At 38.4% G+C, this 16,979-nt stretch carries 12 protein-coding genes, 1 pseudogene and 1 CRISPR repeat array; of the genes and pseudogenes, 8 read left to right on the top strand and 5 right to left on the bottom strand.

What is annotated here, in order from left to right; genetic code table 11:
• On the bottom strand, positions 1-3,141 hold the full coding sequence (locus ANA7108_RS0102220) for a GAF domain-containing protein (RefSeq protein WP_016949128.1): 3,141 nt from the start codon (positions 3,139-3,141) through the stop codon (positions 1-3).
• A 266-nt stretch (positions 3,142-3,407) separates the two neighbouring features.
• Here ANA7108_RS0102220 and ANA7108_RS0102225 point away from each other — a divergent pair, with 266 nt between their 5' ends.
• Positions 3,408-4,793, top strand: a complete 1,386-nt coding sequence (locus ANA7108_RS0102225) for an AAA-like domain-containing protein (RefSeq protein WP_144052341.1) — start codon at positions 3,408-3,410, stop codon at positions 4,791-4,793.
• A gap of 132 nt (positions 4,794-4,925) precedes the next feature.
• On the top strand, positions 4,926-5,150 hold the full coding sequence (locus ANA7108_RS0102230) for a Uma2 family endonuclease (protein WP_016949130.1): 225 nt from the start codon (positions 4,926-4,928) through the stop codon (positions 5,148-5,150).
• Positions 5,151-5,341: 191 nt separating this feature from the next.
• Here ANA7108_RS0102230 and ANA7108_RS0102235 read toward each other — a convergent pair whose 3' ends face one another.
• Positions 5,342-6,946 (bottom strand): IS1634 family transposase, encoded by a 1,605-nt coding sequence (locus tag ANA7108_RS0102235; RefSeq protein ID WP_016948903.1) that lies wholly within the window; start codon positions 6,944-6,946, stop codon positions 5,342-5,344.
• A 160-nt stretch (positions 6,947-7,106) separates the two neighbouring features.
• Between ANA7108_RS0102235 and ANA7108_RS0102240 the strand changes: the two genes are divergently transcribed.
• The 3 genes and pseudogenes from ANA7108_RS0102240 (at position 7,107) to ANA7108_RS31315 (ending at position 10,478) form a co-directional block, all read left to right on the top strand.
• Positions 7,107-7,640 (top strand): Uma2 family endonuclease, encoded by a 534-nt coding sequence (locus ANA7108_RS0102240; protein WP_016949131.1) that lies wholly within the window; start codon positions 7,107-7,109, stop codon positions 7,638-7,640.
• A gap of 12 nt (positions 7,641-7,652) precedes the next feature.
• Positions 7,653-9,659 carry an AAA-like domain-containing protein gene (locus tag ANA7108_RS26675; protein ID WP_016949132.1) on the top strand — a complete coding sequence of 669 codons (2,007 nt, stop codon included), beginning with the start codon at positions 7,653-7,655 and terminating at the stop codon, positions 9,657-9,659.
• Between the two features lie 12 nt (positions 9,660-9,671).
• Positions 9,672-10,478: pseudogene (locus ANA7108_RS31315) on the top strand (WD40 repeat domain-containing protein).
• A 183-nt stretch (positions 10,479-10,661) separates the two neighbouring features.
• On the opposite strand, the gene ANA7108_RS0102250 reads toward ANA7108_RS31315, so the two are convergent.
• Positions 10,662-10,961: a 30S ribosomal protein PSRP-3 gene (locus tag ANA7108_RS0102250; protein WP_013190996.1), complete on the bottom strand. Its 300-nt coding sequence runs from the start codon at positions 10,959-10,961 to the stop codon at positions 10,662-10,664.
• A 391-nt stretch (positions 10,962-11,352) separates the two neighbouring features.
• A CRISPR array of direct repeats spans positions 11,353-11,827; the repeat unit is 37 nt; unit sequence ATTGCAATTTCACATAATCCCTATTAGGGATTGAAAC.
• A gap of 97 nt (positions 11,828-11,924) precedes the next feature.
• On the opposite strand from ANA7108_RS0102250, the gene ANA7108_RS0102255 reads away from it, so the two are divergent.
• The 3 genes from ANA7108_RS0102255 to ANA7108_RS26685 all read left to right on the top strand — a co-directional run bounded on the left by ANA7108_RS0102255 (position 11,925) and on the right by ANA7108_RS26685 (position 14,762).
• Complete coding sequence (locus ANA7108_RS0102255) at positions 11,925-12,716, top strand: TIGR01548 family HAD-type hydrolase (protein ID WP_016949135.1); 792 nt, start codon at positions 11,925-11,927, stop codon at positions 12,714-12,716.
• Positions 12,717-12,742: 26 nt separating this feature from the next.
• On the top strand, positions 12,743-14,140 hold the full coding sequence (locus tag ANA7108_RS0102260) for a cytochrome P450 (RefSeq protein WP_016949136.1): 1,398 nt from the start codon (positions 12,743-12,745) through the stop codon (positions 14,138-14,140).
• 88 nt (positions 14,141-14,228) lie between these two features.
• Positions 14,229-14,762, top strand: coding sequence for a dihydrofolate reductase (locus ANA7108_RS26685; RefSeq protein WP_016949137.1), 534 nt, complete (start codon positions 14,229-14,231; stop codon positions 14,760-14,762).
• A gap of 24 nt (positions 14,763-14,786) precedes the next feature.
• Here the strand turns inward: ANA7108_RS26685 and ANA7108_RS0102270 are convergent, their stop codons facing one another.
• Positions 14,787-15,587, bottom strand: a complete 801-nt coding sequence (locus tag ANA7108_RS0102270; RefSeq protein ID WP_016949138.1) for a tetratricopeptide repeat protein — start codon at positions 15,585-15,587, stop codon at positions 14,787-14,789.
• 983 nt (positions 15,588-16,570) lie between these two features.
• The gene (gene gcvH / locus ANA7108_RS0102275; protein WP_192815419.1) at positions 16,571-16,966 is read right to left on the bottom strand and encodes a glycine cleavage system protein GcvH; all 396 of its coding nucleotides are present in this window, start codon (positions 16,964-16,966) and stop codon (positions 16,571-16,573) included.
• Positions 16,967-16,979 lie beyond the last annotated feature (13 nt).

Below are 16,979 nucleotides of genomic sequence, written 5' to 3' on the forward strand. Positions count from 1 at the left end.
TTACCTGTCAAGATCATCTGGTGTTGGTTGAGTCAAGATCATCAGTTCCTTAAACTGATAGTTTGAAATCAATTCAGTTACAGCCGTAATCAGTTCAGTGTGTTCAGAAGGAATTTGAGTAATTAGCTGAAGACTATTAGCATCATTACCTTGGGCAGAATAAAAGTGTAATTGGTGAATCCATTCGCTGGGCATAACACTCAAAGCAGCTCTATCAAGTACAAAGTTATCGGTTTTATTTGCTAAATTGTCAGTAGTTTGTTTCTCTGGAGTAGATGTATCCAATTGTATTTGTAGATGAGAAGAAAGAGTTTCTATAATTTCTTCCCAGCGAAACGGTTTGCTGACAAAATCATCACACCCTACGGATAAGCTTTCCTCTCGCTGTTCTGTAAAGGCACTTGCAGTCAGAGCAATAATTTTTGTGGGAGTTTGTAGATTGGTTAACGTTTGTTCCAAAACCCGAATCTGTTGAGTAGCTTGATAACCATCGAGGATAGGCATTTGCATATCCATAAAAATTAGATGAGGTTGCCATTCCTGCCAGAGAGCGATCGCAATTTGCCCATTTTCAGCTTCTTGCACTTCAAAACCTAACTTTATTAAAATTTTGCTCAGTAGTAATCTGTTAGTAGAATTATCTTCAGCAATCAAAATTCGGTAATTATGCCCAGGAGCAATACTAACGGCATGATCAACAGGAAAAAATTGGGAACTAGGCATTGCTGAGGCTAAACTAGTCTGGATATGAAACCTGAAACAACTACCTTTACCCAATTGACTACGAACCGTAATTTCACCCCCCATCAATTGCACAAACTTCTGACTAATTCGCAACCCTAAACCTGTTCCTTCCTTAGATTTTTGTCCTGCGCGTGTTTGCTGAAATGCTTGAAATAAATCGCCAATTTCTTCTGGAGCAATACCAAGTCCAGTATCTTCAACTGCAAAAAAGAGAGACTGCTGAGTAGTAAGTAATCTGGTGTCACCCTCGGATAAATTCTGATTCCTAATTCGCAGAGTTACGCTTCCTTTCTCTGTAAACTTGATCGCATTGCCTAACAAGTTAATTAGTACCTGACGGAGTTTGTTTTCATCTGTTTTGATGTAACGAGGTACAGACTCATCAACATCAAAACTCAGTTGTAAAGCTTTTGATTGTGCTTTCAGTTCCAGCATAGCTTTTAAACTTTCCAGCAACTTATACAGATTAAACTCCGTTTCATAAAGTGTGATACGTCCCGCTTCAATTTTTGACATTTCTAACACATCATTAATCAATGCCAGCAAATGTTCACCACTGTTATTAATAATTTCAATATACCGTTGATGGTCAAAAGTTAGAGACTGATCTTGTTGCATTAACTGAGTGAAGCCGAGAATAGCGTTCAGTGGAGTTCGCAATTCATGGCTCATATTAGCTAGAAACTCACTTTTAGCCCGGTTAGCAGCATCAGCAGCTTCTTTGGCTAGTTTTAGTTCTTCTGTCTGTTGCTGAGTTTGGGCAAATAGTTCTGCCTGTTGTACAGCTACACCCAATTGATTACCTATTTGGGTGACAATTCCGATTTCTGCTTCTTGCCAATGACGGGGATGGCCATTTTGATAAACTGCCAACAAACCCCAGAGTTTTTGACCACAGAAAATGGGGGTAATGATGTAAGCTCGTGCTTGTAATTCTTTGAGAAAATTGAGATAGCAGTCATCAAATCCCGCTGTGTAAATATCGGTGACACAGCAATAACTATTTTTTTGCTGATAAATTCCGCCTTTATTCTCCTGTAAATAAGTATCACGATGTAAAACATCTGCACTGCTAAGTTGAGTTGTCACACAATTGTTTCCTTCAACAGCAATTTGGGTTAGTTTGGGATCATTTGCCCGTGAAGGAAGCAAAACATTCCAAGACTGCGTGACAGACTCAGAAACTAATTCTCCACTCCAGTCTGGTTTAAAGCGGTAAATTAAAACGCGATCGCATTTAATAGCTTGCTGTAATTCAGTAGTGGTGACATTAAAGATAGATTCCAGGTTGAGAGTTTGACGCATTTGCAGAATTACCCCGTTAATTGCCTGTTCTTTTTCTGCCATTACCCTCATAGCAGATTCGGCAATAGTTCTTTCCCTAACTTCAACTTCTAAGGAGTGATTAGCTTTCACCAATTCAGCAGTACGTTCCTTAACTCGTAATTCTAGATTTTCATAAGCAGTGCGTTTCTCTTCTTCTGCCCATTTACGTTGTAGTTCAGCAGAAGCCCGTGCTGCAAAAACCTTTAAGATGGCTTTGTTGCGATCATCAGCTAAAAAGGGTTTGACATCAACAATACAAAGATTGCCAATTACATTTTGATTAATGTCAACTAAAGGAACACCCAAATAGCTTTCTGCACCCATCTTCTCCATGAATGTGTTACCGGGAAATTTCTGCTGTAAGTCGCTAGGATAGGCATAGGGCATATTTTTATGAACTACATCTTTACAAGGAGTATTAATCAGTTCATATTCAAAATTTGCGGCTAAATGATCTACATACCAAAAATTAATACTTCGTAGCTTTTGTAAGGAGTTGTCAACAGTTTCAAACACTATTGCATAGGCAACATTAAGTGCTGTAGCTAGGTTTTCAACTAAAGCCGGAAAAAATTCGTCTCCAGTCACAGAAGCAGTACCAGATACAATCGTTTGTAGAGTTTCTTCAGCGCTTTTTCGTTCGGCTATTTGCTTTTCTAATTCTCGGTTGATGGCTTCTAGCTGTTCTGGTGTTCGCAATCCCAAAAACTGTGGGAGGAGTTCCACTAATCGTAAAGCTGTATAACAAGAAATTAAAGCTGTGACGGCGCGTTCAATGCCAGAAATCCAGTAGTAAGGATACCAAAGTGTTAAAATATCCAGGAGATGTCCTGTACCACAAAGGATAATAAATGCCCCAAACAAAACAAAGACATTGGAGAAAGGCATATCACTCCGTTTGCGGACAAAGTAAATCAGCATGGCTGGAATAGAAAAATAAGCGATCGCAATTAACGCATCACTAAGTATATATAAACCCACTAAAGGAGTTTGCCAGAGATAGCAATGCCCATGTGGTATGTAGGCACGAGATAATACAATATTGTGAAAAAATTCCCATATTGCTGACATAGTTTAACCTTAGTTTCCTAAATCTATATAGTCATGAGAAATTACATAATTGATATCTAATATAGGATATGTAATTTTTTTAATAGCCAGAATATTTAATTATCACTGATTTAAATTGTTACATTATCCGCAATGAAAAACCAGCACCGATGGAACTTTAAGCCAGTAATTTAATCATCTGAGCAGGAATGTTATTGTTCAGAAAAGAAAGATTGATAGAATCAGCTACTAAACGGATGTTCAACTAAATAAAATCTGTCGGTAAAGTGCGTGTGATTCCCTATGATGACTCTTCAGACTCAACCCAAAAACGCCGAAGAGGCGTTATCATCAGTTCTCAAGGTTGGCAAAGCTTACAAGCTGCTGAACACTTGTCCGCAGCGCGGGAAAATTCCGGTCATCCTTATACTTTAGAGCAGTTAAGCGATCTGCTTGCAGCAGCGCTTCGCTATCGCACCGGCATCAGCCCCAAAACCTTAACCAAAGTGCGACGACGACAAAGCCCCATAGATCAACCTACTCTAGCTTCCTATTTTGAAGCCTTTGGATTATCTTTAGGAGAAGATGATTACCTCAAACAAGAAGCAGATCATAATCTAGGAATGGCTGTTCTCAATAGCTTGCTGCAAGCACCTTTGAAAGGACAACTTCCCCTAGATTCGCCATTTTACATCTATCGTCCACCAGCAGAAAAACTCTTTATTCGGGAAATATTTAAACCAGGCGCATTAATTCGCATTCGCGCACCCCGACAATTTGGAAAAACATCTCTCATTGCTCAAGGGTTAACTCAAGCTAAAGAACATGGCTGTCGTTCAGCCGTTGTCAGCCTACAACTGGCAGATAGTCAAGTTTTGGGCAATTTAAGCCATTTTCTCCAATGGTTGTGTTTAATGGTCAGTCGTAGTTTAGGCATACCCAACCGCTTAGAAGAATTATGGAATCCATTATTTGGCAGCAACTATAGTTGCACTGACTATTTTGAAACATATTTGTTAACCGCAGCAGAAAGTCCACTACTTTTAGTGTTAGATGAAGTTAACGTTTTGTTTAACCACCCAGATATAGCTGCCGACTTTTTTGGAATGCTCCGAGCTTGGTATGAACAAGCCCGACACAATACAGGCAACAGCGAATCATGGCAAAGATTACGGTTGGTAATTGTGTATTCAACAGAGGTTTTTTTACCATTAAATTTGCATCAATCACCCTTTAATGTCGGATTACTAATTGAATTACCAGCTTTTACTCCACAGCAAGTTCAAGAATTAGCTATTCGCTATGCTGCTCCCACTCCAGAAATCTCTGGAATAGAATTAAATAAACTTCTGGGTGGTAATCCCTATCTAACTCAGTTAGCTCTATTTCACTTCAGTCAAAGAAACCGAAATATAGAACAATTAATAACAGATTTAACTACCCCTGATAGTATTTTTAATAGTCACTTACGACAACAGTTAGGATATTTGGAACAAAATCCACACCTCAAAGAAGCCATGCGACAAATAATTACGTCTCCTCAGGGTATTGAACTACATCCAACTCAATCATTTAAACTGCAAGGTGTGGGCTTAATTCGCTTTCATAATCAATTGGCAGTTCCTAGTTGTGATTTATATCAAAAATATTTTTCTCAGGTTCTGAATTGTTGATCATGTTAATATGGGGAACAGGAAACAGGGAACAAAAGCAATTATTTTAACTTTTGAATGAAAGAAATAACTTGTTCCTAGTCTCCAACTCTACTGTCACTTTGAATAAGAGAAACAAAAACAACAAAGCCCATGTTACAAGCTTTACCAGAAACCAAAACAATAACTTTTGACGAATTTCTGGAATGGAAACCAGAAGTCGGCAACTATGAACTACATGAAGGGGTAATTGTTGAAATGCAGCCATTAGGAGATCATGAGGAAATTAACGGGTTTGCCGCCGGTGAAATAACCGTAGAATACAAACGATTAAAACTTCCTTATATCCCACATTCCGCACTTCAAAAAGTAGCATAATTTAACTACATTGACGGTCAATTAAAACTTATGGTTTGAACAATTACGTATCAATGTAAAATAAAATTATGAACACACAAAGTTGAGCTTTAGAAGGTGTTTAAAAGCTATTTCAACAATAATATTTAATTTAAGGTGTGCAATCAGTTATCAAAAAGATAACCAATGAAATCGTAAAACCAGAGAAAAAACTAAGATAATAAATAATATTTTTGACAAGCAGTAGGTAGGAATTGCAAGATATGATGATGCGACTCTGTTAAGTTAAGAATTCGTTGAAATCCTTGTATCATCAAAAGATGAATCCCTTGAAAACATTGAAATATCCATCTTAATGTGGGAGATTCTGTGGGTTTATTCAGTTGATTTTTCACTGTGGCTTTTTGTGCCTTCAATGACATTCTTAATTGTTTTTGTCCTAAATTATAAACCAAAAGACATAATGCCATTAACATCATCATTGTCTCTACTCTTTCAGGATTTTTGACAAACAGACTATCCGCGAAAAATAACGGGTCTTTGATAAATCTAAATCCTCTTTCTGTAGATTGTTGTTCTTTATATATTTTGAGGATTTCTTCTGACTCTAACTCAATAGTATCCAGAATATTGGTGGCTAAAATAAATCTGCCACACGAGTTTTGTTGTTGTGTAATTAACTCCTGATTTTCTCTTAATTTACATTTCACTCTATAAACTGTTGTTTTCCCTTTATTGGTTTCAGTAATTTCCCGCTCGCATATTTGATGATATTTTAATTTGGTTGTTATTTCTTTGATTTTCAATTCGGCTAAAGATTTATCAGCAAATTCTTCCTGTTCTAATTTATCTACTAGTTTGTTAGCTTTTAATAACTCTTCTTGGATTTTTTTGTCTAGTTTATTTAAGTCTGCTTTTTTTCTCTCTACACTTTCTACTAATAACCATCTTTGCTCTATTCCTCCATAAGATACTTTCTCTTCCAGATAACTATAACCCTGTATTTTACAGGCTTTCATGTCATTATTGATGGAGGCTTTCACTAAATTTCTTGCTTTTTTAATGGATAATGGTACTCGACTTATCCATTTCATGTTTGACATTAATGTTAAATTACTTTCGCTATATAATGCACTGTCCGCCACCATGATACTTTCAAAATCTATTTGTTTAGAATATTCTACTAAGATGTGAGCGAATACTGCTTTATCTGATTCGTTTCCTGATGCTCCTCTAAAAAATAATGGTATATCCCCATCACTACTTACTATTAAATCTAATATACATTGTTTTAAGTCTGGACGATGGTCACGCGAATATCCTTGTGTGATTATAATTGGATGTTCTCTATTTATTCCTAGTTCTTTCTCTAGATTATTTAGGCAATTCTTATATTCCCCGTGTAAATGTAATGAGCTTGAGTCTAAATGGGAATATTTTGTGTCTATTCCATATTTCTTTACTACTTCTAAGGCAATGATTAAGAATAGTTTAGTTAATCCATATTTATAGAGTTTATCCATGACTCTACCTATTTTATCGTCGTTTAAATCTTCTGCTTTTATCCCATCTCCTATTAGATGTTCTACAGCTTTATCTTTAAAGAAATCTGGAAATAAATATAGTGGTCTTGATACAAAGCCTAGTCCGTTGAGAATAATTGCTTTGACTACTTCTCCTGTATTTACTTTTTCTCTGATATCTATTGAAAATATCTCGTTGATTTTTTCTACTATTCCTATTTCATCTATTATTCCTGCGATTATTCCTAAGTGATCTATGTTTTTACTCTCAATTTCTTCTTTTTGGTAATTCATATTATGAAGGCATTTTTTGGTAATTCAGTTTCATTCTCTCATTTTTTCCTGAATTTATTCTCAATGCCCTATGAATTTCTCTTTAGTAGTCCAATGGCAATTAAAGTCTATATTTTTACTTTCTTAGTTGCGTATTTGTATTTAAGCCTCTATGCTGCTTATGATACTTGTATTTGTACTACAAATTGAAGTGCGGAATGTGGGTTATATTATTCCCAAGCAAGCATTAATTAAGATTGATGATAGAGATTCTGCTTATTCACCTGATGTGGTAGTGATCAATCAAAAAAATCTTTCCGCTGAACCACTTTGGAAAAAATCATCAACTGTTACTCAAGCCGAATCTGTTCCTTTAGTCATTGAAGTTGTGAGTCAGTGCGTTGCGCGGGTTTCCCGCGTTGAAGCAACTGACGAACCCGTAAGGGTTAGCACTAACTGGAGAGATGATTATGGACATAAACTTGTTGACTATGAAACTTTTGGCATTCCTGAATATTGGATTATTGATTATTTAGGTTTAGGTGGTAGACGATATATTGGTAATCCAAAACAACCAACTATTTCTATTTACTATTTAGTAGAAGGTGAATATCAAGTTAATCAATTTCGAGGTCATGAGCCGATTATTTCACCCACATTTCCTGAATTGAATTTAACTGCTGACCAGATTTTTAAAGCTGGAAGAATAGAATAAATAGAATATAATATGCTTACCTATTCTAGCCCTAATTCATCTTATCAAGTAGGTGGAAGTTTGCCTTTCAATGCTTCTACTTATGTTTGTAGGGAAGCAGATGATTTACTATTTCAAGGATTGTTGGCTAGTGAGTTTTGTTATGTGTTTAATGCTCGACAAATGGGTAAATCTAGCTTGCGAGTTCAGATAACTCACCGATTACAAGCTGAGGGAATTCAATGTGGTGTAATTGATATTACGTCCATTGGCACAAGAGAGGTAACACCAGAACAGTGGTATGCTTCAATGCTTGGACTTTTGGTGAAAACATTTAAGTTAAATATTAGTTTACTGAATTGGTGGCAACAACGTTCTCATCTTTCTTTTGTGAATCGAGTTAGTGATTTTTTTGATTCTATTCTCTTACCACAAGTTTCTACACCTATTGTTATTTTTATTGATGAAATTGATAGTGTTCTGAGTCTGAAATTTTCCACCGATGATTTTTTTGCGCTGATTCGTGCTTGCTATAATCGACGAGCCGAACAACCGGAATATCAACGGCTGACGTTTGCTTTATTTGGTGTCGCCACTCCCGCAGATTTGATTTCTGATGCTACTCGTACTCCCTTCAATGTCGGAAAAGCTATTGAATTACGCGGCTTTCAATTTAAGGAAGCGACTCCCCTATTAACAGGATTGATAGGAGTTGTTTCTGATTCCCAATCTACCCTAAAAAGAATTCTTGATTGGACAGGAGGACAACCATTTTTAACACAAAAATTGTGTAATCTTGTTAGTAATAAAATTGATGTTGATCACCTTGTCGAAACTTACATACTCGAAAATTGGGAAAGCCAAGATGAACCAGAGCATTTAAAGACTATACGCGATCGCTTGCTTTATAGTGAACAACGCATTTGGAGATTGCTGGGAATATATCAACAAATTCTGTTGCGAAGTCCCTGTGATACCCAACCTGCTGGCATTTTCGCCGATGATAGTCCAGAACAAACAGAATTAATATTAACAGGATTGGTAGAAAAACGGGGAGGGATTCTCCAAGTCAAAAATCCTATTTATCAACATATTTTTAACTTAGATTGGGTTGGTAAACAACTAGCTAATTTACGTCCTTATTCTCAAGCTATCAATACTTGGACAGCATCAGGATACATAGATGAATCTTGGTTATTACGGGGAAAAGCTTTGCGGGAAGTGTTGACTTGGACACAGGGTAAAAGTTTAAGTGATTTAGACTATCGCTTTCTGGCTGCTAGTCAAGAACTAGAACGTCAAGAAGTCCAGAAAACCTTAGAAGCAGAACGATTACAGGAAGTAGAAGCCAGACTTGAATTAGAACAACGGCGTTCTGTAGAACAACGGCGGAATCTCAGAGTACAAAGAGTCCTGTTAGGAATTGTCAGCCTAGTGATGGTGATAGCGATCGCACTGGGACTGGTAGCATATCAACAATATCAGCAAACCGCAATTAGTGAAGTGCGTGCGATCGCTCTTTCCTCAGAAGCTCTATTTGCCTCTAATAAAGGCTTTGATGCCCTCCTCCAAGCAATTAAAGGCAAACAGCGTCTCCAGCATCTCAAAAATGCAGATACCCAACTTCAAGCACAAGTAGATTCTGCCCTGCAAAGAGTAGTATTGAGTATTCAAGAGCATAACCGTCTAAATGGACACACAGCAGCAGTTTTAGCCGTTCACATTAGCCCCGACGGCCAGCAAATTGCCACAGCCAGTGTAGATAAAACCATCAAACTGTGGAAACCAGATGGTACATTCCTCAAAACCTTAACAGGACATCAATCAATAGTGCGAGCCGTTAAATTTAGCCCAGATGGCCAAATTATCGCCTCTGGTGGCGATGACACCACCATCAAACTGTGGAAATCAGACGGCACATTCCTCAAAACCATCCCCACTAAAACAGCCGGAATTTGGAATCTGGCCTTTAGTCCCGATAGTTCCACCATCATCTCTGCGGGAATTGGCACTTTGCAAATCTGGAGTCGAGAAGGTTAATTATTACACAAAATTCAGTCAGAAACCACAGGAATTAGAGATATTACCTTTAGTCCAGATGGTCAAACCATAGCCGCAGCTTGTGCCGATAACCGCATTAAACTCTGGAATCGCAACGGTACATTAAAAATGATTTTAGCAGGACATAATGCCCCCGTCCAGGCAGTGGCCTATAGTCCCGATGGTAATCTGCTGATTTCCGGCGGTGCTGATGCCAATATCAAACTCTGGAATCGAGAAGGTAAAATGTTGCAGACCATATCTAGTGGTCATGACGCTACCATTTAGCGGTTAGCCTTCAGCCCTAATGGTAAAACCTTTGCGACCGCTAGTTGGGATAAAACGATTAAACTCTGGAATCGAGATGGTAGCTTAATCACCACCCTCAGAGGACATAACGCCGCAATATGGGGCATGGCTTTTAGTCCTGATGGCAGTTATATTGCCTCAGCAGGGGCAGAAAACATAACTCGTCTCTGGAAAACCCAAAATATCTTTCAACACACTCTCTACACTTCCATAGGCACAGTTCGTAAAGTCGCCTTTAATCCTGCGGGGACAATTGTGACTGTGACGGGAACAGACAAAACCATCAAACTCTTTAATACCAACGGCATTAAGTTACGCACCATTAAAACCCGTACCACTGATGTCTCTGATGTTGTTTGGAATCCTACTGGCAACTTGCTGGCATCTACTGGAGAAGACAAAATTATTCGGCTTTGGCAACCAGACGGTACTCTAGTTAATAGTTTGGCAGGTCATACTAATGCTACGGTTGAGAAGAGTGATTCTTTGCTTTGTGAAGAAATTTTATGATTTTTTTCTCACGCTCCAGACACTCCAGACGCAGAGAGGATATCACTTAGTGCCAGATTGCTAGTGGTAGTAAAGACAAAACAATCCAACTGTGGCATAGCTGACTTGGGACTGGTGATTGGTGGTAATTTGACTTAATTACCCATTACCAATCACCAATTACCCATTACCAACTTAAAATAATCAGGCGCTACCAGTGAAGGCAACTTCTGGAAATTTCAACTGCGCTTCTGCCATTGGACGGTTTCTGCCTTCCTCTTGCCAGTAGTTAATCACTTCTGTGGCTTTGTTTAGCAACTCGACGCGATCAACATCTGTAATCCAGTGTTTGGATTCTAACTCTTTTTTTAGCTCTTCCCAGGCATCATTTCTGGGCCAGAAAAAGTATTTGGTTAAGGGACTGGTTCCTTTACCAACAACCTGATCGACTGCTAGGGCGACGTTTTCGTCTAACCAGAGAATTTTTAAAATGAACTTGGTCAATTACACCTCCCGGAAAAATCCGGCTATGACATTACTAACGTTAGGGATGCTGGCGGCGGTCTACGCCGACGCTTATTTTAACGCAAACTCTGACCAATTGACTACTGAGAATTGTTGATGGATGATGGTTGAGGGGTGATTTTTGCCTAGATTTTTTTCCCGGATAGCGCGGGGGGGTGGGTGTTGAAAAACCTGTGACTCCAAAAAAGCCGGAAATCATTTTGTAGCAAGACTTTCCAGCTTTTTTGAGCTTGAATCACCCGCGCACCTTATCCAGACTGGGTTTCAGCCATTTTTAATCTTGACACGATCCTGGAAATCGACTATGATTAGACCACCCGCGCAATCGAACCTTGAAAACCAAATACAGTCAGCCTTTCCGGCTCCTGCTATTGCAATTTCACATAATCCCTATTAGGGATTGAAACATGAACAGATGATCATTCAAGATGCTCACTATCTACATTGCAATTTCACATAATCCCTATTAGGGATTGAAACACCAAATCAGCGAATACGTCACACCGGAAACTTATTGCAATTTCACATAATCCCTATTAGGGATTGAAACTAGATCCAAATATCCCCAAGGACGCATAGATGTTTCTGTAATTGCAATTTCACATAATCCCTATTAGGGATTGAAACAGCTATCTCTTTTAGACTAATATTACTTTCTTTATCATTGCAATTTCACATAATCCCTATTAGGGATTGAAACATTTCAAATGTAATATCTTGAAGGTGGTTTACTCTAATTGCAATTTCACATAATCCCTATTAGGGATTGAAACAGCTGAAGTAGGCACAACTGTGTTACCAGTACCAGATTGCAATTTCACATAATCCCTAATAGGGATTGAAGCTATAGCAAAATGACAAATTCAGGAATTTCTACATTAGGGATGAAAGCACAGTCCCAATCCTGGAATATGATAAAGATTCCAGTTTCCAGTTGCTTTCATGACCAAACAAACAAACACAATCGTCGTTTTTGATATAGATGGAGTAATCCGCGATGTCGGTGGCTCATATCGCCGCGCTTTAGCAGATACTGTAGAGCATTTTACCGACGGGGCTTATCGTCCCACACCTGTAGATATTGACAATTTGAAATCAGAAGGGATTTGGAATAACGATTGGGAAGCCTCCCAAGAATTCATTTACCGTTATTTAGAAACCCAAGGACAAAAGCGCGAACAACTACAATTAGATTATGAAATTATCGTTACCTATTTTCAAACTCGTTACCGAGGCACAGATTCCGAAAATTGGAATGGCTATATTTGTAATGAACCATTGTTATTACAACCTAGCTATTTAGAACAATTGACACAAGCAGGAATTAGTTGGGGATTTTTCAGTGGTGCTACTCGCGGTTCTGCTACCTATGTCTTAGAAAAACGTTTAGGTTTACAATCTCCTGTTTTGATAGCTATGGAAGACGCACCCGGTAAACCTGACCCCACAGGACTTTTTGACACTATTAGCTTACTAGAAAATGGCTGTGATCAAAGAAGACAAACTGTCATATATGTGGGCGATACAGTAGCAGATATGTACACTGTGGAAAAAGCCAGAGTTTTAGATAATTCTCGTACTTGGATAGGTGTAGGAGTTTTACCACCCCATGTTCAGGAAACAGTAGCGCATCGAGATGCTTATACTCAGACGTTAATAAAAGCAGGTGCAAAGGTTGTATATAGTAATGTGCAGGAATTAACACCTGTGAAGATTCCCAAATTAGAAGTGTAAACTCAAAGAACAGGAAATTTATCAAAATGTCTAATGTAAAACTACCTAATGAAGTTCAAGATCACCCTTGGATACAGACATTCAAGTGGCTAACTAATCCCTTGGAATATATCGAAAAATGCGCTAAAAGTTATGGAGATATCTACACTCTGCGTCTTGGACCGACTTTTAAACCGCAAGTCTTCATTAGTAAGCCCCAAGCTATTCAACAGATTTTTACCACAGATCCTAAAGATTTAGATTCAGGTTTAGCCGCAGGTTTTCAAGCCCCTTTATTGGGGAAAAAATCTTTATTAGCATTAGATGGTAAACCCCACCGCAGAGAACGTAAATTACTCACACCCCCTTTTCATGGGGAAAGAATTTTGGCTTATGGTGAGTTAATCTCTGAAATTACAGAAAAAGTGACTAGAAAGTGGCAAATTGGACAACCATTTTCAGTTCTTTCATCTATGCAAGAAATATCCTTTCAGGTGATTTTGAAGGCTGTATTTGGTCTCAGAGAAGGGAATCGTTATCAAAAACTGCAAGAAATTCTGATTGAAATTCTTAATCCCAAAAGCCCTTTTTTGCGAGCAATGATGCTGTTTTTCCCATTTCTGCGCCGGGATTTAGGTGCTTGGAGTCCTTGGGGAAAATTCCTGCGTTTGCGCCAGGAAATGGATGATTTGATTTATGCTGAAATTCAGGAAAGAAGATCGCAATTAGATCCATCTCGGACTGATATTTTATCTTTAATGATGGCGGCTCGTGATGAGGCTGGTGAGCCGATGAGTGATGTAGAATTACGTGATGAGTTGATGACTTTGTTGGTAGCAGGTCATGAAACTACAGCTTCTTCTTTAGCTTGGGCATTATACTGGATTCATTCTCAAACAGGTGTACGGGAAAAACTCTGGCAAGAATTAGATAGTCTGGGTAAAAATCCTGATGTCAATGCTGTTTTCCGATTACCTTATTTAAATGCTGTTTGTTCGGAAACATTGCGAATGTATCCGGTAGCAATGTTAGGTTTAAATAGATTGGTAAAATCGCCTTTAGAAATTGGCGGTTATCAATTTGAACCAGGAAATATATTAATTCCTGCTATTTATTTGACTCATCATCGAGAAGATTTATATCCTAATTCTAAACAGTTTCAACCAGAACGTTTTTTAGAACGGCAATTTGCTCCTTATGAGTTTTTGCCTTTTGGAGGTGGAAATCGTCGCTGTATTGGGATGGCATTTGCTTTATTTGAAATGAAATTGGTGTTAGCCAATGTACTCTCTAGTTGGCAGATGGAAATGGCTAACAGTCAGCCTGTGCAGCCAGTTCGTAAAGGCTTTCTATCTGCGCCAAGTGGTGGTGTAGCAATGATTGTTACCCAGAAAAGAGGGCAAATTGAGCCAGTTTTAACAACTAATACAAATTCCGGTTTTTAAGGATTTTCTGTTATTCCTGTGTTCACCTTTAGGAAAAGTCAAAATTAAGAGTATTACTGCTTTTTCAAAAATAAGGATACCGTCAATTATGCCTTTAATTAGCCTCATTGCTGCTATTTCCGAAAATCGGATTTTAGCTGACTCAAGCAAGGAAGATATTCATGTGGGTATTCCTTGGGATATTCCCAGTGATTTACATCATTTTCAGCAAAAAACTTGGCGACATCCTGTAATTATGGGGCGCAAAACTTATTCTACCTTCAATACACCGCTTCCAAATCGTACAAATATAATTGTTACCAGAGATGGTAATTTTAAAGCCCCTGGCTGTCTTGTTTTTGATTCACTTCAAGCGGCGATTGAATGGACGAAAATGAGTGAAACGGAAGAGATATTTATCGCGGGTGGAGGACAAATTTATACTGAGGCTATTAAATTTGCAAATAAGCTTTATTTGACTATTGTTGAAGGTAATTTTTTTGGCGATATTTATTTTCCTGAATTTGCCAATTTTGGCACAGTAACTAAGGAAAAACAGTCTCAGGAAAATGGCTTTAAGTTTAAGTTTGTGGAGATTGAAAGGTGCGTTAATGAGGTAACGCAACCTACCATTATGGGATAATTAATGTTTGGTTTGGGAATTCCCTTACTGTAATTTCAAGAACTTATCTAACGCTGCTACCATACTGGGAGGCCAACGACGGATATTTGCTACCCAGTTCATATCTTTGTAACGGGTATCGAGTCCATAAGCTGCTACCCAGTTGCTTTCTGCTTCTCCTTTTTTCCCACTTACCCAATAAGCTGCCGTTAATGCAGCACGCATATCGGCAAATTGGGGATATTTACGGACTATATTTCGCATTTCTCGGATGGCTTTGTCTATTTGATTGGTTTCGTATAAAGCCAAGGCATAATTAGCTCTAGCAAAGGCAAAATTAGGGGAGATGGCTGTAGCTTTTTGATAATCTGCGATCGCATCTTGCCATTTTCCCAATCCTGTTTTGGCGTTACCACGATTGTTGTATGCCATTGTATCATTGGGATCGAGTTCTAAAACATGATTATAGTCTGCGATCGCTTCTTCCCACTTTCCCAAACCTTCCCAGGCTGTCCCCCGATTTAAATAAGGGTCAGTGACGTTAGGTGCTAATTCCACAGCTTTGTTATAATCTTTCAGTGCTGCTTCTAACTTATTCTGACTCACACGAGAATTACCGCGATTACTCCATGCTCCAGCATTATTGGGGAATTTTTCAATTATTTCTGTCCAATAAGCTTCCGCAGTCACAAAATCACCTTTCTCTGTCGCTGCAAATGCCTTAGTTGCTAGTTCATCTCCGGCTTGTAACTGTTCTTCGGTAATGGGTTGTGATTGTGCAGATACAGGTGTACTCCAGCCGAAAACCATTAACAAACTCAGGAAAATACTAATTAATTTAATCATCTAACTCTCTGTGATGTGTAACAGAATTTATGATAAAGCAATCTTCAATTATTAAGTACTAGGACAGAATTAATTACACAATGTCATTGCGAATGGAACGCAGTGGAATGACGCAATCGCAAGGGCTGGGATTGCTTCGCTTCGCTCGCAATGACTGTAAATATTTTTGTCCAATTACTTAGTGAATAACAAGATACCCCAGTTCTCTAAAAGGGAGTAGATTATGTGCAGAATAATTATTATTGAAAGCAGATCGATTACCTAATCTGTATCAACTGAAAGTAGTTATTTCCGGCATACATATTAGTAGGGTGCGTCAGATGGGATAATTTTATTAATTCTGAGCAAATTATCGGGTCTGACGCACCATAGAAGAGATAAAATCCACGGCGTTGCTGAATAAGGGGATGATTGAGGCTGACGCGGGGACGCGGGGACACTCCAGACGCGGTGATTATATATTGATGCAGATTCTCAAATCATCCCGCAATGGGAGCAACGCCAAATCTACAATTCATATTTAATAAACTTTGTCAATGCGTAACCCGGATTTCTATTCACAATACCCTTTTGGACTAAAACCCCAAATAATTTAGCAGAAGAGAAACCTAAATTGTAAAAATTTCAGAGGGAACAGGAAGCAACTCTTAACAGAAAAAACTCATGTTTAAAAACATGACATTGAAATAATGACACTGTTTTTTGAGATGCGTAGCACGAAAAAAACATCCTTTTTTTTGACTGAGCCAGGACTTACGCAACTGGCACATTGGTAGGGTGCGTCAGACATCAACAATCTGTTTATTTGCAGGATTTATGCAGTAGTAAAGCACCCTACAACAGATTTTTAGTGTGACACTTGCGTAAGTCCTATGAGCTTTAAACTCAGAACTAAAGTTTTTTATTTGTTCCCTGTTCCCTTCTTATGTAAAGACATTTCCAGAAACATCTCTACATTTTAGATTTGGTGAATTTTGAATTATTTACACGCCTTCTACCAAAGCACTATACTCATCTGCTGTCAAGGAATCGTCAAAAACCTCATCTGGGTCATTGACGCGCAGTTTCAGGAACCACCCTTCACCATAGGGGTCATCTACTATTTGGTCAGGAGAGTCAATCAATTCCTGATTGCGTTCTACTACTGTACCAGAAACGGGTGAATTCAGTTCTTCAACGGCTTTTACTGACTCAATAGTACCAAGGCTATCTCCCTTAGAAACAGCATCACCAATATCTAGTAGATCTAAAAATACAATATCACCCAATTGGTTTAGGGCAAACTCAGTAATACCAATGGTGGCGATTTCGCCATCTAACCGTGCATATTCATGAGAATCTAGATATCGCAAATCCTGCGGATATTCCAAAGACATAATACTTCCTCTTCCA

Source organism: Anabaena sp. PCC 7108 (assembly GCF_000332135.1).
In the GTDB taxonomy this organism is placed as follows: domain Bacteria; phylum Cyanobacteriota; class Cyanobacteriia; order Cyanobacteriales; family Nostocaceae; genus Anabaena.